Raw genomic sequence first — 23,265 nt, forward strand, 5'->3', positions numbered from 1 at the left:
AGCACCTGCCGTCGAGTCACATCGATCCCCGCCGGTTCGCGTGGGTCGGCCTCGGCCGAAGGCCGACGCCGACACCCTGGCCGGAGCGCCGATGGAGGACGTCGGCATTCGCCCTGCCGGGCGAAGGTCGATCTACGGTACTCGGCATCTTCCCCCTGACCCTCTTCGGAAGGTAAGCATGGCGGCTTCAAGGCTCAGGGGCTGCTGTGCAGGGGTGAGGCGAGCCGGGCGCGCAGGCGCGGCGCGGCCCAGTCCAGGAAGGCGCGGACTTTCAGCGGCAGCATGCCCTGCTCCGGATAGACCAGGCTGACGGGCACGGGCGCGGGGCCGAAAGGCTCCAGCACGGGCACCAGGGCGCCGCTCCTCACCTCGTCGGCGACTTGGTACGACAGCAGCCGGGTGATCCCCAGGCCGGCGACCGCCGCATCGACCGCGGCCTCCGCCGTGTTGACCGCCAGGCGCACGCGCGGCACCGCGACACCGCGGGAGTGGCGCCAGTCCGGGTCGGCGGGCGTGCCGCGGAACTCGATGCCGTCATGGCCGGCCAGATCCTCGGGCGTTCGCGGCGTACCCCGGCGCGCCAGATAGTCCGGGCTGGCGCACAGGACGCGGCGGATCGAACCGACGCGCGTGGCGACCAGCGTGCTGTCGTCCAGCACGCCGATGCGCAGCGCAAGGTCGATATGCTCCTCGTGCAGCGCCACCGACCGGTCGATCAGCAGCAGCCGCAGGTCGATCTCGGCATGGGCCGCCAGGAACTCCAGCGCGATCGGCAGAAGGTGGCGGCGGCCGAACACGATCGGCGCGGTCACGTTCAGCTCGCCGCGCGGTTCCCGGTACTCCCCCGATGCGGTCCGCTCCGCCTCCTCCACCTGCTCCAGGATGCGCTTCGACGCGGCGACATAGGCGCGCCCGGCGTCGGTCAGGCCGATGCGCCGGCTGGTCCGCACCAGCAGGCGGGTGTGGAGGTGCCGTTCCAGGTCGGCGACCTTGCGGCTGACCGTGGCCAGCGGCTGGCCGAGCCGGCGCGCCCCGGCGGACAGGCTGCCCGCCTCGACCACCGCCAGCAGGACGCTCATCGCCTCGAACCGGTCCATCCCAACCTCCCATGAAACGGGAGGGAAACTCCCGAAACCGCAGGATACTGTGTTTTCACGGAAGGCATTAGGTTTTCCTCAGCCGATGGCGTCGGGCGATCGGCAGGGACCACCCCTCACCAAGGAGAACCGACATGCTTCGCAGAACGCACCCGCTGCTCGCCCCGACCGCCGAAACCGGATCGGCCCCTTCTGAGTCCGGATCCATCCAGGTCCGCCACCGCACCGTCGCCGTGGATGGCCTCGACATCTTCTACCGGGAGGCAGGTCCCCGCGGCGCGCCGGCCATCCTCCTCCTGCACGGCTTTCCGACCTCCTCGCAGATGTTCCGCGACTTGATCCCGCGCCTCGCGGACCGCTACCGGGTGGTCGCGCCGGACTATCCCGGCTTCGGCCACAGCGCCGCCCCGGACCGCGACGCGTTCGCCTACACCTTCGACGCCTATGCCGGACTGGTCGACAAGTTCACGCGGCAGATCGGTCTCGACCGTTTCGCGATCTACGTCATGGATTACGGCGCTCCGGTCGGCTTCCGGCTGGCGACCGCCAATCCCGACCGGGTGACGGCGCTGGTGATCCAGAACGGCAACGCCTATGACGAGGGCATCGCCGGGTTCTGGGATCCCATCAAGGCCTACTGGCGCACCGGCGCCGCGCCCGAGCGCGAGGCGATCCGCTGGTTGACGTCGCTCCAGGCGACGCGGTGGCAATACACCAACGGCGTCAAGGACACGAGCCTGGTCAGCCCCGACGCCTGGACCCTCGACCAGGCGCTGCTCGACCGGCCGGGCAACCAGGAGATCCAGCTCGACCTGCTCTACGACTATCGCACCAACCTGCCGCTCTATCCGCAATGGCAGGCCTATTTCCGGGACCGCAAGCCGCCGGCCCTGGTGGTCTGGGGCGCCAACGACGGGATCTTCGTGGCACCGGGTGCCGAAGCCTACCGGCGCGACCTGCCCCATGCGGAGATCCACATGATCGACACCGGGCACTTCGCGCTCGAAACCCACGGGCCGCAGGTCGCCGCGCTGATCCGCGACTTCCTCGACCGCTCCGTCGGCTCCAACCGAACGTAGGGACGCGATCATGATCAACCGTTTCCTGCAGATCGCCTCGACCCCGTCGGTCCGGTCCGCGCGGGAGAAGCAGGGCAGCGCCGCGGGCTACGCCCGGTTCGACGGTACCCTCGACCCGGACGGGCCGGTCGCCCACGACCGCCTCGGCGCGGCGGAGGTGGAATTCATCGCCCGGCGCGACGGCTTCTACATCGCCTCGGTGTCCGAGACCGGATGGCCTTATGTCCAGTTCCGGGGCGGTCCCCCGGGCTTCCTCCGGGTCCTCGACGACCGGACCCTGGGCTTCGCCGATTTCCGCGGCAACCGGCAATACATCACGGCCGGCAATGTCGGGCAGAACGACCGGGTGGCGCTGTTCCTGATGGACTACGCCCACCGGCGCCGGCTGAAGCTGTTCGGCCGGATCGCCCTGGTGGAGGCCGGGGACGACCCCGGCCTCAGCGCCCGGCTGGCGGTGCCGGGCTACGCCGCCAGGGTCGAGCGGGCGGCCCTGGTCACCGTCGAGGGGTTCGACTGGAACTGCCCCCAGCACATCACCCCCCGCTTCACCGAGGCCGAACTGGCCGACGTGCTCGCCCCGCTGACCCGGCGCCTCGAAGAGCTGCGGGCCGAGAACGACCGCCTCAAGTCCGCCCTGGCGGAGCGGGCCTGACCTGCCGGCGAGGCTGTAGCCCCTCGCTGACGAAGCGTCGGTGTCCGTCCGGGAAGGGGCTGAACCGGATCGAACGGGCAGGGGAGAGGGCTTGAAGGCATCGACTCGGTTGTGACTCTCTCGTCGGCATCGGCCTGTCGTTCCGCGCCCTGCACACCGCCCCGCCGACCCCACTCATAAGATTGAAATCCTCGATAATAAAGGATAACATACCTATACCACCTGCCCGGAGAGCCCCGCCATGTCCGCCACCGCCAGCACGCCCACCCCCGCCCTTCAGCGCCGGCACGAGGTCTTCGCCCGCCACGTCGCCGCCGGCCGCAGCCTCGCCGAGGCCGCCCGGCTCTCCGGCTATGCCTGGAACAGCGCCCGCCAGACCGGGTCGCGCCTGATGCAGGACGGCTGCGTCGCCGCCCGCGTGGTCGAACTCGCCGCCGAGGAGGACCGCCGCCGCCGGGAGGAGGCCGACGAACTGGTCGCGGTGCTCAAGCGCGTCCTGTTCGAGGCCGTGGACAAGCAGAACTACTCCGCCGCCCTGCGCGCCGCCGACCAGATCGCCCGCTTCCGCGGCCTGCTCCCCCCGGCGCCCAAGGCCGGCCGGCACGCCGGCGCCGGCATCACCGGGACCATCGCCGCCGCCCTGGCGGAGGCGGAGGACGAGGACGACGGCGCCCTCCCCGCCGATCCCGACGCTCCGGGGCTGGTCGGCTTCGACCCGCCGATGCCGCCGGCCGCCATCGCCCCGGTCGAGCCGATGCGCAACCTGAAGGAGGAGGCCCGCAAGCGGCACGCCGCCGCGGTCGAACGGAACTCCCGCTGCCTCAAGCTGATCCTGGGCCGCCACAAGGACAACAAGGAGCTCAAGGCCCGGATCGAGTCGTCCGACGACGCCCACCTCTTCTTCGACGCGGACTACCGCCTGCTCCCGCCCGACCAGTGGCCCGGCGCCGACACCGCTCCCGCGCCGCGCGCGTGACCCCTCGATCATGACGAATCATGACATTCATCCGCCTTGGCAGCAGCCCCGGGGCCGGCCGTGCAACCTCCGCCCCCTTCGGGCGGTTAACTGGCTGCAGGCCGTTTCGACCGGCCGCATCCACCCCAACCGGAGACCGGAGCGACCATGCTGAAGGGCCTAGACCCGCTGCTCCACGCCGACCTGCTCTATGTCCTGGCCGCCATGGGCCACGGCGACGAGCTGGCCCTGGTCGACAAGAACTTTCCGGCCGTGTCGCTGGGCGCGCGGGTGGTCCGGCTGGACGGGGCGGATGCGCCGCGGGCGCTGGAGGCGATCCTGTCGGTCATGCCGCTGGACGACATGCTGGACACCCCCTACACCCGCATGGTCGACCTGACGATCGGCGAGATCGAGGAGTCGGAGATCTGCCGCCAGTTCGTGGACATCGTCGAGCGTTTCGAGGGTCCGCGCTGGACCATCGGCCAGATCGACCGCTTCGGTTTCTACGACCGGGCGCGGGCCGCCTTCGCCGTCGTCGTCACGGGCGAGACCCGGGTGAACGGCTGCCTGCTGCTGGCCAAGGGCATCGTCCGGCCGGCCCAGCCGGTCCCCGACCGGCCCGCCTCGGGGTCCGGGGAGCCCGGCGCACGGTCATATTCCCGCCCCGATTTTCAGGGGGAATCATCTTCGCGGGAGCGCCCGGTTCCTGTATCCTGAACCGGTTCTGCTGTGCCGACGCGGGTGGTTCTGGGGGGTGGGAGACACTGCCATGGTGGTGGGGCGCCGTTATCTGATCCGGCAGGCGACGGGCGACCTCGTCGAGCTGTCCCGCCGGGATTTCGACCGTGCGGACGACCGGATCGCCCCGATCGCCGGACTGGCCGGCCGGTGCGTCGAGATGGTGTCGGTGGTGGTGGTCGAATCGCCCCACCTGACGCCGGTGGTGTCCGACGTCGCCTTCACCAAGGTCTATTTCGACGACGATGGGTTCATCGACGTCTCCAAGCGCGACCTGATGATCCGGCTGATGGTCGAAAGCTGCGCCGACCAGCGATCCCAGGTGGCGCCGCCGCTCGACCAGAAATCGCTGGTGGTGTTCGCCCACCGGGCGCGCGGCCGGCTCGACCGCGAGTTCCGCTGGAGACCCGACCCGGCCGTTGTGACCGAGGTGCTGAACAGGTTCGACCTGCCGGTGTCCAACGGCCTCGGCCAGCGCCTCCTCGCGATGAGCCGCACGCTCCATTAGCGCCCGCCGGCCCGGGGGAACCGCCGCCCGGGCCGATGTCAGCCCAGCAGGTACATCAGAAGCGCCATGCGGACGAACAGGCCGTTCTGCATCTGGCGGAAATAGGCCGCGCGCGGGTCGGCGTCGAGCGACAGCGGGATCTCGTTGACGCGCGGCAGCGGGTGCATCACCGACATGGTCGGCTTGGCCCGCGCCATGTGGTCCTCGGTCAGGGCGTAGTGATAGTCGCCGGTGGACTCGAACCGCTCCTTCTGGACGCGGGTCACGTAGAGCACGTCGGTCCCGGCCAGCACTTCGTCCAGCTCGGTGACTTCCCGGTCGGCCGGGCGGACCAGGTCGGTCGGCATGCGCAGCTCGGGCGGCGAGACATAATTGATCGTCACGTCGTACATGCGCAGCAGGCGCGACAGGCTGTGGACGGTGCGGCCATGCTTCAGGTCGCCCATCATGGTCACGCTCAGCCCGTCGATCCGGCCCTGTTCGGCCAGGATGGTGAACAGGTCGAGCAGCGCCTGGGTCGGGTGCTCGCCCACGCCGTCGCCGGCATTGACGATCGGCACCGGCGACACGGCGGCGGCCCGGGCGGCGGCCCCCTTCTCGGGGTGGCGCAGCACGATGATGTCGGTGTAGCAGGCCAGGGTCCGGATCGTGTCCTCCAGGATCTCGCCCTTGGACACGCTGGAGAAGGTCACGTCGTTGATCGGCAGGACGCGCCCGCCCAGCCGGCTCATGGCCGCGAAGAAGCTGGACGAGGTCCGGGTCGAGGCCTCGTAGAACAGGTTCGCCAGCAGCTTGCCGCGCAGGTGGCTGATGCTGTGCCCCTTGGCCTTGCTGATCCAGTTGGCGTGGTAGAACAGCTCTTCGATCAGCGCCTTGTCGAACTGGTCGACGGACAGGACGTGGTTAAGCTTCATCGGAGGACTCCACAGGACGCGCGCGGCACCTATTGCAGCATATCCGGCCGGGATACAACCCGGATGTGATCCCCGAACGAGGGGTGGGCGTCTCCTCCGAAGGCGTGACATGGATCACGCCGTTGCCATGGCCGGTACGCCATAGTGCGCTACATTCCGTGATGTGCTGATCCGAGAATTGCCATGATCCCCCGCCTCGCCGTCCTTCCCGCCCTGGTGGCGCTTCTGCTGGCCGCCCTGCCCGTGCGGGCCGGCGGATTCGACCAGGGCATGGCGCGCTGGGTGGCGGCACTCGAAACCCGGCTGGTCGCGCTGGAGGAGGAATTGCCCGGCGCGCCGCCCGCCACGCGGATCGCCCGCGGGCCGGTGCTGAAACCGGGCATGATCGATACCCGGGTATTCGAGCTGACCCGCCGGCTGGTCGAGCTGGGCTACCTGGAGCCCGGCTCGGAGCGTGACGTCCTCGACGATCTGGTGACGGCCGCGGTCGTGACCTTCCAGGCCGAGCGCGGCCTCAACGCGGACGGGAAGGTCGGCGGCGCGACCCTGGCCGCCCTCAACCTGACTCCGGCGGAGGAGGTCGCCTCGATCCGCGAGACCCTGTCGCGGATCGCCGAGTTCGGCGCCTCGGCACCCGCCACGCTGGTGCTGGTCAACCTGCCGGCGCAGGACCTGACGCTGGTGCGCGACGGGGAGATCATCCTGGCCATGGACACGGTGGTGGGCAGCCCGTCCCGGCCGACGCCGCTGCTGACCGACACCATCACCCACGTGGTGGTCAACCCGACCTGGACCGTGCCGCCGACCGTCCTCAAGCAGGACAAGCTGCCCAGCCTGCGCCGGACCGGCTCGCCCGGCATCGACCACGCGACCGTCTGGCTCGACGGCGAGCCGGTCGATCCCGCCGCGGTCGACTGGACCGGCGTGTCCCATTGGCGGGTCCGGATCGTCCAGTCGGCGGGCGACCACAACGCGCTGGGCCGCTTCCGCTTCAACCTGACCAACGGCGACCACATCTACCTGCACGGCACCAACGCGCCGCGCGTCTTCGACCGGGACCGGCGGGCGGTCAGTTCCGGCTGCGTCCGGCTGGCCGATCCGGAGGCGCTCGCCGACGACCTGCTGCGGTCCGCCGGCTTCACGCCGGAGCGGATCGCGTCCCTGGTGAGCACGGGCGAGACCCGCTGGCTCCGGCTGGCCGAGCCGATGCCGGTCCGGTTCGTCTATTGGCCGGCCGTGCTGCGCAACGACCGCGTCGTCGTCCTGCCGGACATCTACGGCATCGTTCCGCCTCCGGAAATGGTTGCGGCGACGAACTGACACTGCGCGCTTGCCTCTCCCGGCCATCCGGTTAACGTTGCGTCCGATATCGTAACGGGAGGAAATCCAATGGACCTCGGTCTTTCGGGCAAGCGCGCCCTGGTGCTGGGATCGAGCAAGGGCCTGGGCCACGGCATCGCCGAGATGCTGGCCGCCGAAGGCGCCCACGTGATCCTGGTCGGCCGCAACGAGGAACGGCTGGCCCAGGCGGCCGAGACGATCACCGCGCGGGGCGCCGGCACCGCCCGCTTCGTCGCGGTGGACATGAACGGCCCCGGCGCGGTCGACCGGCTGATGGAAGGGGTGGAGGGCGGCCCCGGCGCCGTCGACATCCTGGTCAACAATTCGGGCGGGCCGCCGCCGGGCAACATCTCCGCGGTCGGCGCGTCGGACTGGACCAAGCATTTCGAGACCATGGTCGTGACCCTGATCGAGACCGCCGGCCGGGTGCTGCCCGGCATGCGGGAGCGCAAGTGGGGCCGCATCCTGACCATCGCCTCGTCGGGCGTGATCCAGCCGATCCCCAACCTGGGCATCTCCAACACGCTCCGGGTCTCGCTGGTGAACTGGGGCAAGACCCTGTCTCTGGAAGTCGCCCCCGACGGGGTCACGGTGAACACCATCCTGCCCGGCCGCATCCATACCGAGCGGGTCGACCAGCTCGACCAGTCGGCATCGGACAAGCAGGGCAAGGATATCGAGGCGGTCAGGGCTGCGGCGAGGGCCCAGATCCCGGTCGGCCGCTACGGCACGGTGGAGGAGTTCGCCTCCGTCGCCACCTTCCTGGTCAGCGCGCGGGCGAGCTACGTGACCGGCTCGGTCACCCTGGTCGACGGCGGCCTGGTCAAATCCTGGTGACGATTCGCCGTCCTCCCCTGTTGTCCATGGCGTAACCGACAGGAGAACGACCATGGCAACAGAACCGATGGCACCCGGCGACGACGCCCCTCCCGGCACTCCCGGCACCGGCGAGAACATCTGCCCGGACTGCAAGGGCAGCGGCCGGCTCAATGACAAGTCGTGCCCGACCTGCTCGGGCACGGGGAAGATCATCGAGGGGGTCGGCGGCGCCTGACCCGAAACGCCCTGACCCGGAACCCTAGGGAGCCGAGGCGGCGACCATGGCGGTGCGGAGCTGGCGGTCCATCCGCCGGCCCAGAGCCTCGGTCATGCGGTTGAACTGGCCCCAGGTCAGGCGGCCCGACGCCAGGGCCGCGTAGAGCTGCTCCTGCTCGTGCCAGGTGGTCAGGATCGCCCGCCCGGCCGCTTGGTCGCGCGGGTTCAGGATCGCCTCGGTCCGCGGGGTGCAGGCGGCGACGGCCAAGAGGTAGCCGCGGGCCAGTTCCTGCTCCTCCGGCGTCGGCTTGGCCGTGTCGCCCAGGTTGGCCGGCGACATCTCGCCCAGGGGCGGGCTCTTGGCCCGCAGGGGCGCGAACTCGGGCCGGCCTTCGACCTCGCCGACGCAGGCGGCCGATGCCCCGACTTCCATCGCCAGGGGGGAACTGGACTGGGTGGTGCCGCAGCCGGCCAGAAGCGCCGCCAGCGGAAGGAGCGTCAGGATGCGGAAACCGGTGATGCCGCTCATTGCGTGAACCAAGCCTACTTGCCTTTCATCGGGTTGCAGTACTGGCCCGACGCCTTCAGGCCGGTACAAAACTCCGACACGTCGGTCAGTTGGGTGAACCCGTCCGTCATCAGGCGCACGAAGGTCCCCTGCCCCGGGATCTCGGCCCTGACCATGACCGGGGCCCGGTTGATCAGCAGGTCGCGATGCGATTTCTTCAGCGTCTTCCATCCCGCCATGGCGTGCTCCTGGTCCCGGTAGGAGGCGAGATGGGCCATGTATCCGCCCCGCTGCGGCGTCTCCGGCTTGGGCTCCGCCGCCGGCTCGGCGGTCCGGTCGATCACGGCGGCCCGGGCGAGCGGCACGGCCGACGGCACCGCTTCGGGCGCCGCCGCCACCGCCGGGGACGGTGCCGCCTTGGGTGGCGGAGGCGGCGGGGCCGGCTCCGGAGCCTCGGCGACCATGACCGGCGCGGGGGCGGGCTGGGCCGTGACGGGGCCGGTGATGTATCCCATGGCGCGGTCGTCGCTGGTCAGCCAGGCGCCGGTCCAGGGGTTGACCGTCATGTCGGCGGTGATCTGCATGTACCCCCGGGAGAACCCCCCGTCCGACGCGGAAGCCGTCGCGACCGATGCCGGCGGGGGCGGCGGGGTCGGCGGCGCGGTCAGCGGCATCACCGAGGCGGTGGCGGTCCCCGGGACCTCGGCCCTCGGCATCGTATCGGGCCCGGGCGCCGCGACGGGTGCGGGAACAGGAGCCGGAACCGGGCGCTCCGGCATCGGCGGAACCTCCAGCTTCGCGACCCGCTCCGCCTTGGGCGGGTTGGCGGCGCGGCCGGCACCGCCGGCCCCCATGCCGCCACCGCCGCCGCCCTGCACGTAATAGCCGGTCGCCGCCGTGGCGCCGAGCATGCCATAGGCGACAGCGATGAATTTGAAGCTCAAGACCCTCTCCCCTCGAAATCCGTACCGGGAGCCGCAGCGGCACGCTGCGGTCCGATATTAATTTCGATGGGGTTAACGATTCCTGAGTGTCGCGTCTTTGTCCCGCCGGGGCCGCCGCGGCGCTTTTCCTGGAAACATTCCAAGCCTGCCGGGGTTTCTGCCTTGTGATCCCTTCAGAGCGGCTCCGACGGCCCGGGCATCGGATGCCCGAGGGCGGGCAGGCGCCCCGACCCTACCAAGACCCAGAAGACAGGAAGCAACCACGATGCCGGACAACAGGCTTACCAGCAGCCGCGAGCCCGCGCGCTTCGCCGACCAGGAAGTGATCCGGGGCGAGGGCGGCGAAACCCATCAGGTGGCCGGCGGCGACGTGCCCGTCCTGACCACCCAGCAGGGCGTTCCCGTCGCCGACGACCAGAACTCGCTCAAGGTGGGATACCGTGGCCCGACGGCGCTGGAGGACTTCCACTTCCGGGAAAAGATCTTCCACTTTGACCACGAACGCATTCCCGAGCGCGTGGTCCATGCCCGCGGCTTCGGCGCCCACGGCTATTTCGAGACCTACGAGCCGCTGTCCGACCTCACCCGCGCCGACCTGTTCCAGCGCGCCGGCGAGAAGACCCCGGTCTTCGTCCGCTTCTCCACGGTCGCGGGCAACAAGGGCTCGGCCGACCTGGCGCGCGACGTGCGGGGCTTCGCGGTCAAGTTCTATACCCAGGAGGGCAACTGGGACCTGGTGGGCAACAACATTCCGGTATTCTTCATCCAGGACGCCATCAAGTTCCCCGACCTGGTCCACGCGGCCAAGCAGGAACCCGACCGCGGCTTCCCGCAGGCCCAGACCGCGCACGACAATTTCTGGGACTTCATCTCGCTGTCGCCGGAAGCGGTCAACATGGCGTTGTGGATCATGTCCGACCGGACCATCCCGCGCTCGTTCCGCTTCATGGAAGGCTTCGGCGTCCACACCTTCCGGCTGGTCAACGCCGAGGGCAAGTCGACCTTCGTCAAGTTCCACTGGAAGCCCAAGCTGGGCATGCAGTCGGTGGTCTGGAACGAGGCGCTGAAGATCAACGGCGCCGACCCCGATTTCCACCGCCGCGACCTGTGGAACGCGATCCAGGCCGGCGACTTCCCCGAGTGGGAGCTGGGCCTTCAGGTCTTCGACCAGGACTTCGCCGAGAAGTTCGACTTCGACGTGCTGGATGCCACCAAGATCATCCCCGAGGAGATCCTGCCGATCCGCCGCGTCGGGCGGCTCGTGCTCGACCGCTGCGTCGACAACTTCTTCGCCGAGACCGAGCAGGTCGCTTTCTGCACCCAGAACATCGTACCGGGCATCGATTTCACCAACGATCCGCTGCTCCAGGGCCGCAACTTCTCCTACCTGGATACCCAGCTGAAGCGGCTGGGCGGCCCCAACTTCACCTACCTGCCGATCAACGCGCCCAAGCGCCCGGTCCACCATTTCCAGCAGGACGGGCACATGGCGATGGTCAACCCCAAGGGCCGCGCCAACTATGAGCCGAACTCCTGGGGCGGGGCGGCCGGCGGCCCGCGCGAGGCGCCGGACATCGGCTTCAGGTCCTTCCCGGCGGAGGAGCAGGGCGCCAAGCTGCGGATCCGCGCCGAGAGCTTCGCCGACCACTACAGCCAGGCCCGGCAGTTTTACCTGAGCCAGACCCCGGTCGAGCAGACCCACATCGCCGACGCCTTCACCTTCGAGCTGAGCAAGGTCAAGACCCCGGCGATCCGCGCCCGCATGGTCTCGCACCTGCTGAACGTGGACCAGGGGCTGGCGGAAAAGGTCGCGACCGGCCTGCGGCTGGAGGAGATGCCGAAGCCGGCCGACGCCGCCCGGCCGACCCGGAACCTGCCGCCCTCGCCGGCGCTCAGCATCCTGCTCAACGGTCCGGAGAGCTTCAAGGGCCGCAAGGTCGGGGTGCTGGTCAGCGATGGCGTCGACATCGGCTTGGTCAAGGCGCTCAAGGACGCGATCACCGCCGAGGGCGCCATGCTCGAGTTCGTCGCCCCCAGGGTGGGCGGCGTCAAGGCCAGCGACGGCACCCTGATCGAAGGCGACGAGAAGATCGACGGCGGGCCATCGGTCGTCTACGACGCCGTCGCGGTGCTGCTGTCGGACGAGGGCGCCAAACTGCTGTCGAAACAGGCGACCGCCCGCGACTTCGTGACCGACGCCTTCGCCCATGCGAAGTTCATCGCCTACAACAAGGAGGCGATGCCGTTGCTGGAGAAGGCCTGCGTCGCCGCCGACATGGACGGCGGCTTCACGGAATTGAAGGGTGCACCGGACGCCAAGGACTTCGTCCAGTCCTGCCGGAAGCTGCGCTTCTGGGAGCGCGAGCCCAAGGTGAAGCAGGTCTGAAGTCCATGAACAGCAAGCCGATCAGCCCGCTGTTGCTGGGCGCCCTCCTCGCGCTGGGCGCCTGCCAGCAGCTCTCCGACGCCGGCACCGCCGTGTCGAACGACCCCGCCGCGGCGGCCCGGGGTGCCCCGACCCTGGCCGCGGCCGATGCCGACATGCGGTCGGTGCTTCTGGCTTTCCAGGCGCTGGGGTCGAAGCCGATCGAGACCTTGTCGCCCGAGGAGGCGCGGCGCCAGCCGACCCTGGCCGACGCGGTCGCGAAGGTGCTGGCCGACGACGGCCGGAGCGCCGCGCCGGAACCCGTGGCCTCCGTGCGGGACGTGTCCATTCCGGGGCCGGGCGGCGCCCGGCCGGCCCGGATCTATGTCCCCGGCTCCGCCCGGAGCCCGCTTCCGGTCATCGTCTACTACCATGGCGGCGGCTGGGTGATCGCCGACCTGGACACCTACGACGCCTCCGCCCGGGCGCTCGCCAACCAGGCCGGCGCGATCGTCGTCTCGGCCGGGTACCGTCAGGCGCCGGAATCCAAGTTCCCGACCGCCCACGAGGATGCCCTGGCGGCCTTTCGCTGGACCCAGGTGAACGCACGCCAGTTCGACGGCGATCCGGACCGCATCGCCGTGGCGGGCGAGAGCGCCGGCGGCAACATGGCGATCGGCGTATCGCGGATGGCGCGGGAGCAGGGAATACAACCTCCGGTTCACCAAGTCCTGATCTATCCGGTCGCGGGCAACGACATGGAGACGGAGTCGTACCGGGAGCAGGCGGACGCGAAACCGCTGAACAAAGCCATGATGGGCTGGTTCTTCGACAAGTACCTGCGCAGTTCGCGCGACGGCAACAACCCGCTGATCAATGTCGTCGACGCGCCGGACCTCGCCGGGCTGCCGCCGACCACCATCGTCACGGCGGAACTGGACCCGCTGCGGTCGGAGGGCGAGTTGCTGGCCCGGCGGCTGCGCAACGCCGGGGTGGAGGTGGCGTCCAACCGCTACGAGGGCGTCACCCACGAGTTCTTCGGCGCGGCGCCTGTCGTGGAAAAGGCGAAGGAGGCCCAGGCCTATGTCGCCGGCCGACTGCGCGAGGCTTTCGTCGGGGGCTCGGCCGGGTCGGGCTCCTGAGGTTGCGAAATGATCGGGGTGAGGTGAGACGATGAGACGGACCGTACTGACGGCATTGGCCTTGGGCATGATCCTGACCGGGGGCCCGCTGGCGCCGGTACGGTCCGCCTCGGCCGATCCGATGTTGGCGGGCTTCGACTATCCCTACGAGGTGAAGCGGTTCGAATTCACCTCGCAGGGCCAGCCGCTGTCCATGGCCTACATGGACGTCCGGCCGTCCAATGCCGGGAACGGCGGGACGGTCGTCCTGCTCCACGGCAAGAATTTCTGCGGCGCCACCTGGGAGAGCGTGATCAAGCCGCTGACCCTGGCGGGCTACCGGGTGATCGTTCCCGACCAGGTGGGGTTCTGCAAGTCGACCAAGCCGCGGGCCTACCAGTACGGCCTGCACCAGCTGGCCGCCAACACCCATGCCCTGCTGGAGCAGGCCGGCGTCCGCCGCCCCATCGTCATGGGACATTCCATGGGCGGCATGCTGGCCATGCGCTATGCCCTGATGTATCCGGACCGGACATCCGGGCTGGTCCTGGTCAACCCGATCGGGCTGGAGGACTGGAAGGCGGAGGGCGTGCCGGTGGTCACCGTGGACCAGCTCTACCAATCGGAACTGAAGACCGACTACGACAACATCAAGGAATACCAGCGGACCACCTATTATTCGGGCGACTGGAAGCCCGAATACGACCGCTGGGTCGAGATGCTGGCCGGCATGTACCAGGGCGACGGCCGCGACCTGGTCGCCTGGAACCAGGCGCTGACGTCCGACATGGTCTTCATGCAGCCGGTGGTGCACGAGCTCCAGAACATCCGGGTGCCGACCCTGTTGATGATCGGCGAGCGCGACACCACCGCGATCGGCAAGAACCGCGCCGAGCCGGACGTCGCCGCCCGCCTGGGCCGCTATGCCGAGCTCGGCCGCCGGACCGCGGAGCGTATCCGCGACGCCCGGCTGGTCACTTTCCCGGAGCTCGGCCACTCGCCGCAGGTCCAGGCGCCGGAGGAGTTCAACGCCGCCCTGCTGGAGAACCTGGAGCAGGTGAGCGCGCTGGAATGAGAGGGACGACATGACGGAACAGGTGACCGACAACCAGACCCGGAGCCGGTACGAGCTGGACGTGGAAGGCAAGACCGTCTTCGCCAATTACCGCCGGGTCGGCTCCACCCTCCAGATCCCCTATGTGGAAGCGCCCCCGTCCCTGCGGGGAACGGGGGCGGCCGGGAGGCTGATGCGCGGCGTCATGGAGACCGCGCGGAGCGAGGGGATGAAGGTCGTTCCGATCTGCAGCTACGCCGCGGCGTGGATCCGGCGCCACCCGGAGTTCCACGACCTGCTGGCGTAATCAAACAACCTTTAGATGTAGTGCCCGTTAGATGTAGTACTGGGACAGCGGCGCGAAGCCGTTGAAGTTGACCGAGGCATAGGTGGTCGTGTAGGCGCCGGCCGCATGGATCCGGATCCGGTCGCCGATCGCCAGGTCGAGCGGCAGCTGGTAATCGGCCTTCTCGTACAGCACGTCGGCGCTGTCGCAGGTCGGGCCGGCCAGGATCACCGAATCGGTGGCCCCGGACCGGGTCGTGACGATCGGGTACTGGATCGCCTCGTCCATCGTCTCGGCCAGGCCGCCGAACTTGCCGATGTCCAGGTAGACCCAGCGGCGGTTGTCGTTGGCCGACTTGGTCGAGATCAGCACGACCTCGCTCTCGATCACGCCGGCATTGCCGACCATGCTGCGGCCCGGCTCCACGATGGTCTCGGGGATGCGGTTGCCGAAATGTCGTCGGAGCGAGTCCAGGATGGCGTTGCCGTAGGCTTCCGACTCGGGCACGTCGCTGCGGTAGCGGGTCGCGAAACCGCCGCCGAGATTGACCATGCTGAGCGTGATGCCGAGCGCCTCCAGGTCATGGAACATCTCGGCCACCGTGCGCAGCGCGGTGTCCCACTGGGTCGGGTCCTTCTGCTGGCTGCCGACGTGGAACGACACGCCGTAGGGCACCAGCCCCTTGCCGGCGGCGGCGATCAGCAGGGTGCGCGCCATGGCGGGATCGCAGCCGAACTTGCGCGACAGCGGCCATTCGGCACCCTCGCCCGAGGTCAGGATGCGGCAGAACACCCGGCTGCCGGGAGCCGACTCGGCGATCTTGTCCAGCTCGCCGATGCTGTCGAAGGCGAACAGCCGGACGCCCAGCTCGTAGGCCTTGGCGATGTCGCGCTGCTTCTTGATCGTGTTGCCGTAGGAGATCCGCTCCGCCGTGGCGCCCGCGGCCAGCACCATCTCGATCTCGGGCACGCTCGCGGTGTCGAAGGACGAGCCGCGCTCGACCAGCAGCGACAGGATCTCCGGCGCCGGGTTGGCCTTGACCGCGTAGTAGATCTTCGCGTCGGGCAATGCGGCGGTCAGCGACCTGAAATTCTCGTCCACGATATCGAGGTCAACCACCAGGCACGGAGTTGCAGGCTGCTGCTCCGCGAAAAAACGAGCAATCTTCTCGTTCATCTCAGTCTCCCGAGAACCAGAAAGGAGTGATGTGATGGGTGTGTGGAGTACGGTCAGGCCGCCGTCGGCGCCGATGCGCAGACTGAACCTTCAGACCCGGTGGGGCCTGCACACAATCGACCGAGATGCGTGAGATGCGGCGGATGGGCGTGCGGCCCACCGACAACAACATGAAACATCGTATCCTCCAAGACGCCGCCTTGCTTAAGGGACGGTCGGGGGTTACACGTTCGTCGTTGCATAACCCCACTTGGAAGAACCGTGGGGGCCAGGGGCACGTGCTAGCGCGGAGCGATCTGATACACTGAAACCACTCCGCGCAAAAGGGTAAAATCGGCCTTCGGAGAAAAAAATTCCAGGGCGAAGCATCTTCGCGCCGGCGCTGATGTTTCGCCGCGTTGGGACCGGGTTTTCAGGCCGAGGCCGCATGCTCCGCGATGCGCCGGGCCGCCTCCTCGATCCGGCCGTCGGGAGCGGCCAGCGAGATCCGCAGGTGCCCGGCGGCGCTGGGGCCGAAGCCGTCGGACGGCAGGACCGCCACTCCCTGCCCCTCCAGCAGGCCGTAGGCGAACTCGTCGGAGGTGCGGCCGGTGCCCCGGACGTCCAGAAGGACGAACATGCCGCCCTCGGGCCGGGACGCGCGGAGGCCAGGGACGTTTTCCAACAGGGAAACCATGATGCCGGCCCGGCGCCGGTAGGCCTCGGCCATCTCGCCCACCTCCGGGCAGTCCGCCGTGAGCGCCGCCAGCGCGCCGTCCTGGATGAAGGGCGGTCCGCCGTAAAGCATGCACAGCACCAGCCGGGACAGGTGGCCGGCCAGTTCCGCCGGGCCGATGATCCAGCCGAACCGGAAGCCCGGCACCGCGTGCGACTTGGACAGGCTGGACACCACGACGGTGCGCTCCGCCATGCCCGGGAGGCTGCGTGGGCTGACATGGGGTCCCGCATAGGCCAGGTCGGCATAGACCTCGTCCGACAGCAGCCACAGGTCGTGGCGCCGGCAGAACTCGGCGGCGGCCTCGACCTCGGCGCGGGTCATCACGGCGCCGGTCGGGTTGTGCGGGCTGTTGAGCCAGAGCACCCGGGTGCGCGGGGTGACGGCGCGCTCCAGGTCGTCGGGATCGAGGTGGAAGCCCCGCTCCGGACGCAAGGCCACGTTGACGATCGACGCACCCGCGGCGCCGGCGACCGCCTCGTAGGTCGCGTACATCGGTTCCGGCGCGATCACCTCGTCGCCCGGCCCGGCGAGGCACTGCATCGCGCAGTAGAGGCCGGCCTGGGCGCCGGGCACCACGACCACGTCGTCCGCCGGGGTCGGGACGCCGGTGCGCTCCTGGTGGCGGGCGGCGATCGCGGCGCGGACCTCGGGATAGCCCGCCATCGGCGAATAGGTCGTCCGGCCCGCCCTCAGCGACTCGACCGCCGCGTCGATCACGCGGGCCGGCGGGGGCATGTCGGGGTCGCCGACGGTCAGCATGATGACGTCCCGCCCCTGCCGGGCCAGTTCGCGGGCGCGCCAGTGGATGCTCCAGGCGTCCGAGCCCTTGCCGGAGATCCGGCCGACCAGGGGAGAGAACCGCATCGCCAAGGTCCCTTCACGGCGGGGGGTTGAAAGCATGGGGAAGCAATAACCGAACCGGGAGATTTCTCAATCGCTCATAGCGCGAAGCCGGGTTGCGGTTGCCAAGCTTGACCGGACGCGGGAAACTCCTCCCCGAAAAGAAGAAAAGCCGGACAGGAGAAGGCCCCGTGACGCTGGACCCCGACACCTCGAGGAATCGCCCCCTGGAAACCCCGCCCGGATACCGCGCCCTGGACGATTCCAGCCTGCCCGGATACCTGGCGCGGATCGACGCGGTCGCCGCCCGCCTGGGCGGCGGGCCAGCGGACTGGCAGGTCCGCGAGGTCGGCGACGGCAACCTGAACCTGGTGTTCATCGTCACCGGCCCGGCCGGCGGGGTCGCGGTCAAGCAGGCCCTGCCCTATGTGCGGCTGGTCGGCGAGAGCTGGCCGCTGCCGCTGAGCCGCGCCTTCTTCGAGCACGAAGCGCTGACGGCGCAGCGCGCGGCGGCTCCGGCCCAGACGCCCGGACTGTTCCATTACGATCACGAAATGGCCTTGACGGCGATGGAGCTGCTGCGGCCGCACGTCATCATGCGCAAGGGTCTGGCGGCCGGCATCCGCTACCCGCGTTTCGCCGGCGACATAGCATATTTCATGGCCCATACGCTGTTCGGCACCTCGGATCTGGCGCTGCCCGCCGCCGAGAAGAAGCGGCGGATGGCGGTGTTCTGCGGCAATACCGCCCTGTGCCGGATCACCGAGGATCTGATCTTCACCGATCCCTACCGGGTCGCCGAGCTGAACCGCTGGACCTCCCCCCAGCTCGACGGGATCGCCGCCGAATTCCGTACCGACACGGCCGCCAAGGCCGCCGTTTCGGAGCTGAAAGGAAAGTTCCTGACCTCCGCCGAGGCGATGATCCACGGCGACCTGCACACCGGGTCGATCATGGTGACCGAGTCGGACACCCGGGTGATCGATCCGGAGTTCGCCTTCTACGGTCCCATGGGGTTCGACGTCGGGGCGGTGATCGGCAACCTGCTGCTGGCCTTCTTCGCCCAGGCCGGCCACGAGACAGAATCCGACCGGCGCGACGGTTACCGGGCCTGGATCCTCGACCAGGTGCGGGAAGTCTGGATCCGGTTCGAGGCGACTTTCCTGGAGCTGTGGCGGGAGCACCCGACCGGCGACCTCTATCCCGCCGGCCTGTTCGCCGATGCCGCGGGGCAGGCGGAGCTGGAACGGGTCCGGACCGCCTACATGGCGCGGCTGTTCTCCGATTCGGTGGGGTTCGCCGCCGCCAAGATGATCCGTCGCATCCTGGGCCTCGCCCATGTCGAGGAGTTGGAGACCATCGCCGATCCGGACCTGCGCGCGGCCTGCGAAACCCGGGCACTGCGGCTGGCACGCGACATGCTGGTCAACCGGAGCAGCTATCCCGCGATCGGCGACGTCACCGCCGCAGCATCCTCCCTGGAGAAACAGGGTTAATCCACTTGCGGAACAACCTGTTGCCGTACCGTAACTACCTCTGGCGCAAAGGATTTTCCCCAAGCCCCGTTTTCAGGGGGCCAAGTCGTTGTCACGACACCTAAATTTCGCCACTTTCCGCCCCTATATCCGTCCCATGCGAAGGGTCCCTACAGCGCGGTCACCAAGACCGACGAACAGCCCTTCACGCAGGCGCCCTCATTAAAGGGCGTCTCCAGCCTGGCCCCGGCTGGATCTATCGGCCACCGCATGAGCCCCCCGCGGTGGCCGTTTTCTTTTCCGGCTCCGGAAGCGGCCCCGGCCGGCTCCCCTACACGTCCAGGTCGATCAGCACCGGCACGTGGTCGGACGGCTTCGGCTCCCAGCCGCGCGCATCGCGCAGGACCTCGTGGCCGCGCAGGCTGCCGGCCAGCGGCTCGGTGACCCAGATATGGTCCAGCCGCCGCCCGCGGTCCGCCGCCGACCAGTCCTTCGCGCGATAGCTCCACCAGGTGTAGAGCTTCCGGTCGTCCGGCACGAAGCGGCGCACAGCATCCACCCAGCCGACCGACCGCTGCATCGCGGTCAGCCGCTCGACCTCCGCCGGAGTGTGCGAGACGACGTCGAGCATCTGCTTGTGCGACCAGACGTCGTGCTCCAACGGTGCCACGTTGAAGTCGCCGACCACGACCATCGGCCGGTCCGGCGTCCGCTCGGCCGCCCACCACGCCGTCATCTCGTCCAGGAAGCGCAGCTTGTGCTCGAACTTGGGGTTGACCGCCGGATCGGGAACGTCCCCGCCCGAGGGGATGTAGACGCTGTGGATCTCGATCCCGTCGACCACGGCGATGGCGTGGCGGCAGTCCTGACGCTCGCACCAGTGCTGCACGCAGCCGCCGGAGAGCGGCCGGCGCGACAGGATCGCGACGCCGTTGTAGCTCTTCATGCCGTGGATCCGGGCATGGACGTAGCCGCGCTCCGCCAGGGGAGCCAGGGGAAAGGTCTCGTCGACCGTCTTGGTTTCCTGAAGGCAGATGACGTCGGGGTTCTTCTCGTCGATCAGGCGCAGCAGGAGGTCCAGCCGCAGCCGGACGGAGTTGATGTTCCAGGTGGCGATTCGCAAGGCAGGCTCGGGACGGACACGGGACGGGAAAGGGTGGCTCGGCACCATACAGCATCGTGCCCCGGCCGCGCCGGAATAATCCGCCCCCGGCAAGGCGCATCGTTCGCCGTCCCTTGACATTCCATGCCGCCCACCCGAACTACCATCCCACTGGATGGCAAATGGATGGAAGAGAGATGGCAAACAACGTGCAGGACATTCGGCCGAAGGGGCCGGACAGCGAGAAGATCACGATCAACCTGGGCTACGTGGACCTGGGGCACGTGGACCTGCTGGTGCAGGAGGGGTTCTACTCCAACCGGACCGATTTCATCCGGACCGCCATCCGCAACCAGATCGAGCGCCACGCCGACGTCGTCCGGCAGGCCGTGACCCGCAAGAGCGTGGACCTCGGCCTTCGGCACTTCACCCGCGCGGATCTCGAAGCGGCGCGGGACGCCGGACAGATGCTCGACGTCCGCGTCCTGGGACTGGCGACCATCGCCCAGGACGTCACGCCGGAACTGGCCCGCGCCACCATCGCCTCGCTCACCGTCCTGGGCGCCCTGCATGCCAGCGCCGCCGTCAAGTCGGCCCTGGCCGACCGCATCAAGTAACGCCTCTCCGGCCCGACTCCCCGGACCGACCCCCGGGAACAGAAAGCACACGACATGAACAGCAGATTCTCCTCCGGCATGCCTCCCGAATTCGCCGAGGCGACCCGCCTGACCGGCGCCGGCAAGCTTGCCGAGGCCACGGCCCTGATCCAGCGACTGCTGAACGGCACCGGCGGCGAGGCGCCCGCCGCCTCCGCGCCGGCATCCTCGTCCGCCACCGTGATCGACATGGAGCCGGTGCATCTCGACGGGGAGAAGCCGCGGCCCGCTCCCGGGCCGTCCGCGAAATTCGCGGGCAGGCTGCATCCGCGCCCGCGCTCCGGCCCCCTGCCCGGTCTGGCCGAAACCCTGCGCGGCCTTGCCGCCCGGGGCATGCCGGCCGGCTTCGACATCGGCGGCGGGTTCCCCCGGCCGGCCTCCGATCCGCTGCCGGATGGCGCCTCCTTCGAGGCCAGATCCCATGCCGGCCCGGCCGGGACGCGGGACTACAAGCTCTACGTGCCCGCCAACCGCACCGGCCGGCCCATGCCGCTGGTCGTGATGCTCCACGGCTGCACCCAGTCGCCCGACGATTTCGCGGCCGGGACCCGTATGAACGCGGTGGCGGAGGAGCTTGGCGTCCTGGTGGCCTACCCGGCGCAGCCTTCCTCCGCCAACGCGCAGAAATGCTGGAACTGGTTCAAGCCGGAGGACCAGGGCCGCGACCGGGGCGAGCCCTCGCTGATCGCGGGGATCACCCGGCAGGTCATGCGCGACCACCCGGTGGATCCGGAACGCGTCTATGTCGCCGGGCTGTCCGCCGGCGGGGCGACCGCCGCGATCCTGGGCGCGGCGTATCCCGACCTCTACGCCGCGATCGGTGTGCATTCGGGCCTGCCCAGCGCCGCCGCCCGCGACCTGCCCTCCGCCTTCGCCGCCATGCGGCAGGGGGCTCCGGGGACGGGCACCGGGAGCGGCGGCAGGGCGGTGCCCGCCATCGTCTTCCACGGCGACCGGGACGGCACCGTCCATCCCAGCAACGGCGACGCGGTCGCGGCCCAGGCTGCGGCGGGTAAGGCGGGGCTGCGCGCGACGGTCGAGCGGGGCCAGGCGCCGGGCGGGCGGGCGTTCAGCCGCACCGTCCACGCGGACCCTTCCGGCCGCGTGCTGTGCGAGCATTGGACGATCGCCGGGGCCGGGCACGCCTGGGCCGGCGGCAGCCCGTCCGGGTCCTATACCGATCCGACCGGACCGGACGCGACGCGGGAGATGCTGCGCTTCTTCCTGTCGCACCGGAACGACCGGGCGGGGACCGCCTGAAGCGGGAGGAGGTTCAGCCGCGCAGCCGAAGGGCGACGATCGTGACGTCGTCCTTCGGCGCCCCTGCGCCGGTGAACGCGGCGGCATCCTCGCGCAAGCTGGCGGCGACGACTTCCGGCGCGGCGGACAGCAGGCTTTCCAGTACGCCGCGCAGCCGCTGTTCGCCGAAGGTGGCTCCGGCGGCATCGGTGGCGTCCGCCAGGCCGCGGGTATAGACCACCAGCCCGTCGCCGGGCTGGAGCGACAGTTCGCCGCCCGAAGCCCCCTCTTCCGCCCCCTCTCCGCCGAGCGGCGGGCCGCGGCGGCCGGCGAGCGGCAGCACGCCCAGAACGCCGCTCAGCACCACCGGGGCCGGCATTCCGGCATTGGCGTGGCGAAGGGCTCCGCCCCCGGGCGGGAACAGGCCGACGAACAGTCCGACCGGGAATCCCCCGTCGAGTTCGCGGCCGACCGAGGCGATCACGGCGGCCGGATCCGCACCCTTCTCCACGGCGGCGCGGGCAAGCGCCCGGACGCGCGCGGCGGTCAGCACGGCGGCGACCCCGGAGCCGCCGCCCGCCAGGCCGGAGACGGTGCCGACCAGGAAACAGGTGCCGCCGCCGGGCGCCGTCAGGACGTCGTGGAAGTCTCCGCCCAACCCGGGTTCCGCGCCGCCGGCGCCCGGTTCCGCCAGCACCGCGGCGTCCACCGGGAAGCCGGGACCGGAGGGCGGGAATCCCTGCCGGGCCAGGGCGGTCCGCAGCGCCCGCGCGGTCCGCCGGTCGAGCGCCTGGCTCTCGCGGGCGACCGCCGCCTCCTGCCGGAGCCGGCGCCGCTCCAGGCAGGCATCCACCCGCTGCTGAAGCTGCATCACGTTGAAGGGTTTCGCCAGGTAATCGGTGGCCCCCATCTCGATGCACTGGATGGTGTCTTCCATGTTGGTGATCGCCGAGATCACCACGACGGGAGTGTTGGCCAGCAGCCCTTCCTTCTTCAGGCGGCGCACCACCTCCGTCCCGCCGATCCGGGGCAGGTTGAGGTCGAGCAGGATGAGGTCGAAGCTGTTGGCTTTCGCCAGGTCGAGCGCCTGGCGGCCGTCGTTGGCGACGGTCAGTTCGGTGAAGCCGGCCTTGCGCAGGTAAAGCTCGATCAATTGCTGGCTGAACTCGTCGTCCTCGACGACGAGCAGACGCTCATTCCGGGATGCGGTGACGGCTTGGGCCATGGGAGGAAACCTCAATCATGCGTGGTCACCGGCGGCATCGGAGCCTGTCCCCCGGCCTTGCCATTAGGGCGGCGGGCCGCCGGTTGCTGAAAAAGACGAGAATGAAATTCATGGTGTTGCGGCAAAGCTTCCGAAGCCGACACTACTTTGCAACCCAAGTTAATCAGTATTCTAAGTGATATTTCGTATAGGTGCAATGGATTTCACCGCCTCCCTCTTTAATCCTCCCTACCA

At 69.5% G+C, this 23,265-nt stretch carries 23 protein-coding genes; 15 read left to right on the plus strand and 8 right to left on the minus strand.

The annotated features are described in order from the left end of the window. Nucleotides 1–194: 194 nt before the first annotated feature. Nucleotides 195–1,097, minus strand: coding sequence for a LysR family transcriptional regulator (locus JL101_RS24210; protein WP_203098112.1), 903 nt, complete (start codon nucleotides 1,095–1,097; stop codon nucleotides 195–197). 134 nt (nucleotides 1,098–1,231) lie between these two features. Between JL101_RS24210 and JL101_RS24215 the strand changes: the two genes are divergently transcribed. From JL101_RS24215 to JL101_RS24235, 5 genes are all read left to right on the plus strand, one after another. Further along, the gene (locus JL101_RS24215) at nucleotides 1,232–2,176 is read left to right on the plus strand and encodes an alpha/beta fold hydrolase (protein WP_203098113.1); all 945 of its coding nucleotides are present in this window, start codon (nucleotides 1,232–1,234) and stop codon (nucleotides 2,174–2,176) included. Nucleotides 2,177–2,186: 10 nt separating this feature from the next. Continuing rightward, nucleotides 2,187–2,828 carry a pyridoxamine 5'-phosphate oxidase family protein gene (locus JL101_RS24220; RefSeq protein ID WP_203098114.1) on the plus strand — a complete coding sequence of 214 codons (642 nt, stop codon included), beginning with the start codon at nucleotides 2,187–2,189 and terminating at the stop codon, nucleotides 2,826–2,828. Nucleotides 2,829–3,069: 241 nt separating this feature from the next. After that, nucleotides 3,070–3,804, plus strand: a complete 735-nt coding sequence (locus JL101_RS24225) for a terminase small subunit (RefSeq protein ID WP_228435127.1) — start codon at nucleotides 3,070–3,072, stop codon at nucleotides 3,802–3,804. 147 nt (nucleotides 3,805–3,951) lie between these two features. Next, entirely contained in the window at nucleotides 3,952–4,503 is a 552-nt protein-coding gene (locus tag JL101_RS24230; protein WP_203103242.1) for an RbsD/FucU family protein, read from the plus strand. Nucleotides 4,504–4,555: 52 nt separating this feature from the next. Next, the gene (locus JL101_RS24235) at nucleotides 4,556–5,032 is read left to right on the plus strand and encodes a hypothetical protein (RefSeq protein ID WP_203103243.1); all 477 of its coding nucleotides are present in this window, start codon (nucleotides 4,556–4,558) and stop codon (nucleotides 5,030–5,032) included. Between the two features lie 38 nt (nucleotides 5,033–5,070). Here JL101_RS24235 and pyrB read toward each other — a convergent pair whose 3' ends face one another. Then, nucleotides 5,071–5,946 (minus strand): aspartate carbamoyltransferase, encoded by an 876-nt coding sequence (gene pyrB / locus JL101_RS24240; protein WP_203103244.1) that lies wholly within the window; start codon nucleotides 5,944–5,946, stop codon nucleotides 5,071–5,073. A gap of 183 nt (nucleotides 5,947–6,129) precedes the next feature. Here pyrB and JL101_RS24245 point away from each other — a divergent pair, with 183 nt between their 5' ends. The 3 genes from JL101_RS24245 (at nucleotide 6,130) to JL101_RS24255 (ending at nucleotide 8,341) form a co-directional block, all read left to right on the plus strand. Next, entirely contained in the window at nucleotides 6,130–7,266 is a 1,137-nt protein-coding gene (locus JL101_RS24245) for a L,D-transpeptidase family protein (RefSeq protein ID WP_203103245.1), read from the plus strand. A gap of 69 nt (nucleotides 7,267–7,335) precedes the next feature. Then, nucleotides 7,336–8,124 (plus strand): SDR family oxidoreductase, encoded by a 789-nt coding sequence (locus JL101_RS24250; protein ID WP_203103246.1) that lies wholly within the window; start codon nucleotides 7,336–7,338, stop codon nucleotides 8,122–8,124. A gap of 52 nt (nucleotides 8,125–8,176) precedes the next feature. Beyond that, nucleotides 8,177–8,341 (plus strand): hypothetical protein, encoded by a 165-nt coding sequence (locus JL101_RS24255; protein ID WP_192499135.1) that lies wholly within the window; start codon nucleotides 8,177–8,179, stop codon nucleotides 8,339–8,341. 24 nt (nucleotides 8,342–8,365) lie between these two features. Here JL101_RS24255 and JL101_RS24260 read toward each other — a convergent pair whose 3' ends face one another. Next, nucleotides 8,366–8,851: a hypothetical protein gene (locus JL101_RS24260; protein WP_203103248.1), complete on the minus strand. Its 486-nt coding sequence runs from the start codon at nucleotides 8,849–8,851 to the stop codon at nucleotides 8,366–8,368. 14 nt (nucleotides 8,852–8,865) lie between these two features. After that, entirely contained in the window at nucleotides 8,866–9,774 is a 909-nt protein-coding gene (locus tag JL101_RS24265; protein WP_203103250.1) for a hypothetical protein, read from the minus strand. A 265-nt stretch (nucleotides 9,775–10,039) separates the two neighbouring features. Between JL101_RS24265 and katE the strand changes: the two genes are divergently transcribed. Genes katE through JL101_RS24285 form a run of 4 tightly spaced genes read left to right on the plus strand, consistent with a single transcriptional unit; the run spans nucleotide 10,040 to nucleotide 14,621 of the window. After that, nucleotides 10,040–12,160: a catalase gene (gene katE, locus JL101_RS24270; RefSeq protein ID WP_203103252.1), complete on the plus strand. Its 2,121-nt coding sequence runs from the start codon at nucleotides 10,040–10,042 to the stop codon at nucleotides 12,158–12,160. A gap of 5 nt (nucleotides 12,161–12,165) precedes the next feature. Then, the gene (locus JL101_RS24275; RefSeq protein ID WP_203103254.1) at nucleotides 12,166–13,281 is read left to right on the plus strand and encodes an alpha/beta hydrolase; all 1,116 of its coding nucleotides are present in this window, start codon (nucleotides 12,166–12,168) and stop codon (nucleotides 13,279–13,281) included. Nucleotides 13,282–13,312: 31 nt separating this feature from the next. Beyond that, nucleotides 13,313–14,335, plus strand: a complete 1,023-nt coding sequence (locus JL101_RS24280; RefSeq protein ID WP_203103256.1) for an alpha/beta fold hydrolase — start codon at nucleotides 13,313–13,315, stop codon at nucleotides 14,333–14,335. A gap of 10 nt (nucleotides 14,336–14,345) precedes the next feature. Next, entirely contained in the window at nucleotides 14,346–14,621 is a 276-nt protein-coding gene (locus JL101_RS24285; RefSeq protein ID WP_203103258.1) for a GNAT family N-acetyltransferase, read from the plus strand. Nucleotides 14,622–14,648: 27 nt separating this feature from the next. On the opposite strand, the gene JL101_RS24290 is transcribed toward JL101_RS24285, so the two are convergent. Then, the gene (locus tag JL101_RS24290) at nucleotides 14,649–15,776 is read right to left on the minus strand and encodes a type III PLP-dependent enzyme (protein ID WP_203103260.1); all 1,128 of its coding nucleotides are present in this window, start codon (nucleotides 15,774–15,776) and stop codon (nucleotides 14,649–14,651) included. Nucleotides 15,777–16,188: 412 nt separating this feature from the next. Next, nucleotides 16,189–17,358 carry a pyridoxal phosphate-dependent aminotransferase gene (locus tag JL101_RS24295; protein ID WP_203103262.1) on the minus strand — a complete coding sequence of 390 codons (1,170 nt, stop codon included), beginning with the start codon at nucleotides 17,356–17,358 and terminating at the stop codon, nucleotides 16,189–16,191. Between the two features lie 167 nt (nucleotides 17,359–17,525). Here JL101_RS24295 and mtnK point away from each other — a divergent pair, with 167 nt between their 5' ends. Continuing rightward, nucleotides 17,526–18,830, plus strand: a complete 1,305-nt coding sequence (gene mtnK / locus JL101_RS24300; RefSeq protein WP_228435129.1) for an S-methyl-5-thioribose kinase — start codon at nucleotides 17,526–17,528, stop codon at nucleotides 18,828–18,830. Nucleotides 18,831–19,140: 310 nt separating this feature from the next. Here the strand turns inward: mtnK and xth are convergent, their stop codons facing one another. Continuing rightward, entirely contained in the window at nucleotides 19,141–19,932 is a 792-nt protein-coding gene (gene xth / locus JL101_RS24305) for an exodeoxyribonuclease III (RefSeq protein WP_203103264.1), read from the minus strand. A 176-nt stretch (nucleotides 19,933–20,108) separates the two neighbouring features. On the opposite strand from xth, the gene JL101_RS24310 reads away from it, so the two are divergent. Both JL101_RS24310 and JL101_RS24315 read left to right on the plus strand, forming a co-directional pair. Continuing rightward, nucleotides 20,109–20,528 (plus strand): CopG family transcriptional regulator, encoded by a 420-nt coding sequence (locus tag JL101_RS24310; protein WP_203103266.1) that lies wholly within the window; start codon nucleotides 20,109–20,111, stop codon nucleotides 20,526–20,528. 54 nt (nucleotides 20,529–20,582) lie between these two features. Then, nucleotides 20,583–21,827: an extracellular catalytic domain type 1 short-chain-length polyhydroxyalkanoate depolymerase gene (locus JL101_RS24315; RefSeq protein ID WP_228435131.1), complete on the plus strand. Its 1,245-nt coding sequence runs from the start codon at nucleotides 20,583–20,585 to the stop codon at nucleotides 21,825–21,827. 13 nt (nucleotides 21,828–21,840) lie between these two features. On the opposite strand, the gene JL101_RS24320 is transcribed toward JL101_RS24315, so the two are convergent. Next, a complete protein-coding gene (locus JL101_RS24320) occupies nucleotides 21,841–23,031 on the minus strand; it encodes a response regulator (RefSeq protein ID WP_203103268.1) in 1,191 nt (396 codons plus the stop codon). Nucleotides 23,032–23,265 lie beyond the last annotated feature (234 nt).

Origin of the sequence: Skermanella rosea (genome assembly GCF_016806835.2) — a bacterium.
GTDB lineage: Bacteria > Pseudomonadota > Alphaproteobacteria > Azospirillales > Azospirillaceae > Skermanella > Skermanella rosea.

What these genes read in the sequence shown, in the direction of transcription:
- JL101_RS24230 (WP_203103242.1), top strand. Translation starts at nt 3,952, where the DNA reads ATGCTGAAGGGCCTAGACCCGCTGCTCCACGCCGACCTGCTCTATGTC.
- JL101_RS24250 (WP_203103246.1), top strand. Translation starts at nt 7,336, where the DNA reads ATGGACCTCGGTCTTTCGGGCAAGCGCGCCCTGGTGCTGGGATCGAGC.
- JL101_RS24275 (WP_203103254.1), top strand. Translation starts at nt 12,166, where the DNA reads ATGAACAGCAAGCCGATCAGCCCGCTGTTGCTGGGCGCCCTCCTCGCG.
- JL101_RS24215 (WP_203098113.1), top strand. Translation starts at nt 1,232, where the DNA reads ATGCTTCGCAGAACGCACCCGCTGCTCGCCCCGACCGCCGAAACCGGA.
- JL101_RS24235 (WP_203103243.1), top strand. Translation starts at nt 4,556, where the DNA reads ATGGTGGTGGGGCGCCGTTATCTGATCCGGCAGGCGACGGGCGACCTC.
- JL101_RS24285 (WP_203103258.1), top strand. Translation starts at nt 14,346, where the DNA reads ATGACGGAACAGGTGACCGACAACCAGACCCGGAGCCGGTACGAGCTG.
- JL101_RS24220 (WP_203098114.1), top strand. Translation starts at nt 2,187, where the DNA reads ATGATCAACCGTTTCCTGCAGATCGCCTCGACCCCGTCGGTCCGGTCC.
- JL101_RS24260 (WP_203103248.1), bottom strand. Translation starts at nt 8,851, where the DNA reads ATGAGCGGCATCACCGGTTTCCGCATCCTGACGCTCCTTCCGCTGGCG.
- JL101_RS24320 (WP_203103268.1), bottom strand. Translation starts at nt 23,031, where the DNA reads ATGGCCCAAGCCGTCACCGCATCCCGGAATGAGCGTCTGCTCGTCGTC.
- JL101_RS24245 (WP_203103245.1), top strand. Translation starts at nt 6,130, where the DNA reads ATGATCCCCCGCCTCGCCGTCCTTCCCGCCCTGGTGGCGCTTCTGCTG.
- JL101_RS24295 (WP_203103262.1), bottom strand. Translation starts at nt 17,358, where the DNA reads ATGCGGTTCTCTCCCCTGGTCGGCCGGATCTCCGGCAAGGGCTCGGAC.
- JL101_RS24225 (WP_228435127.1), top strand. Translation starts at nt 3,070, where the DNA reads ATGTCCGCCACCGCCAGCACGCCCACCCCCGCCCTTCAGCGCCGGCAC.
- JL101_RS24210 (WP_203098112.1), bottom strand. Translation starts at nt 1,097, where the DNA reads ATGGACCGGTTCGAGGCGATGAGCGTCCTGCTGGCGGTGGTCGAGGCG.
- pyrB (WP_203103244.1), bottom strand. Translation starts at nt 5,946, where the DNA reads ATGAAGCTTAACCACGTCCTGTCCGTCGACCAGTTCGACAAGGCGCTG.
- JL101_RS24290 (WP_203103260.1), bottom strand. Translation starts at nt 15,776, where the DNA reads ATGAACGAGAAGATTGCTCGTTTTTTCGCGGAGCAGCAGCCTGCAACT.
- JL101_RS24310 (WP_203103266.1), top strand. Translation starts at nt 20,109, where the DNA reads ATGGCAAACAACGTGCAGGACATTCGGCCGAAGGGGCCGGACAGCGAG.
- katE (WP_203103252.1), top strand. Translation starts at nt 10,040, where the DNA reads ATGCCGGACAACAGGCTTACCAGCAGCCGCGAGCCCGCGCGCTTCGCC.
- JL101_RS24255 (WP_192499135.1), top strand. Translation starts at nt 8,177, where the DNA reads ATGGCAACAGAACCGATGGCACCCGGCGACGACGCCCCTCCCGGCACT.
- JL101_RS24280 (WP_203103256.1), top strand. Translation starts at nt 13,313, where the DNA reads ATGAGACGGACCGTACTGACGGCATTGGCCTTGGGCATGATCCTGACC.
- JL101_RS24315 (WP_228435131.1), top strand. Translation starts at nt 20,583, where the DNA reads ATGAACAGCAGATTCTCCTCCGGCATGCCTCCCGAATTCGCCGAGGCG.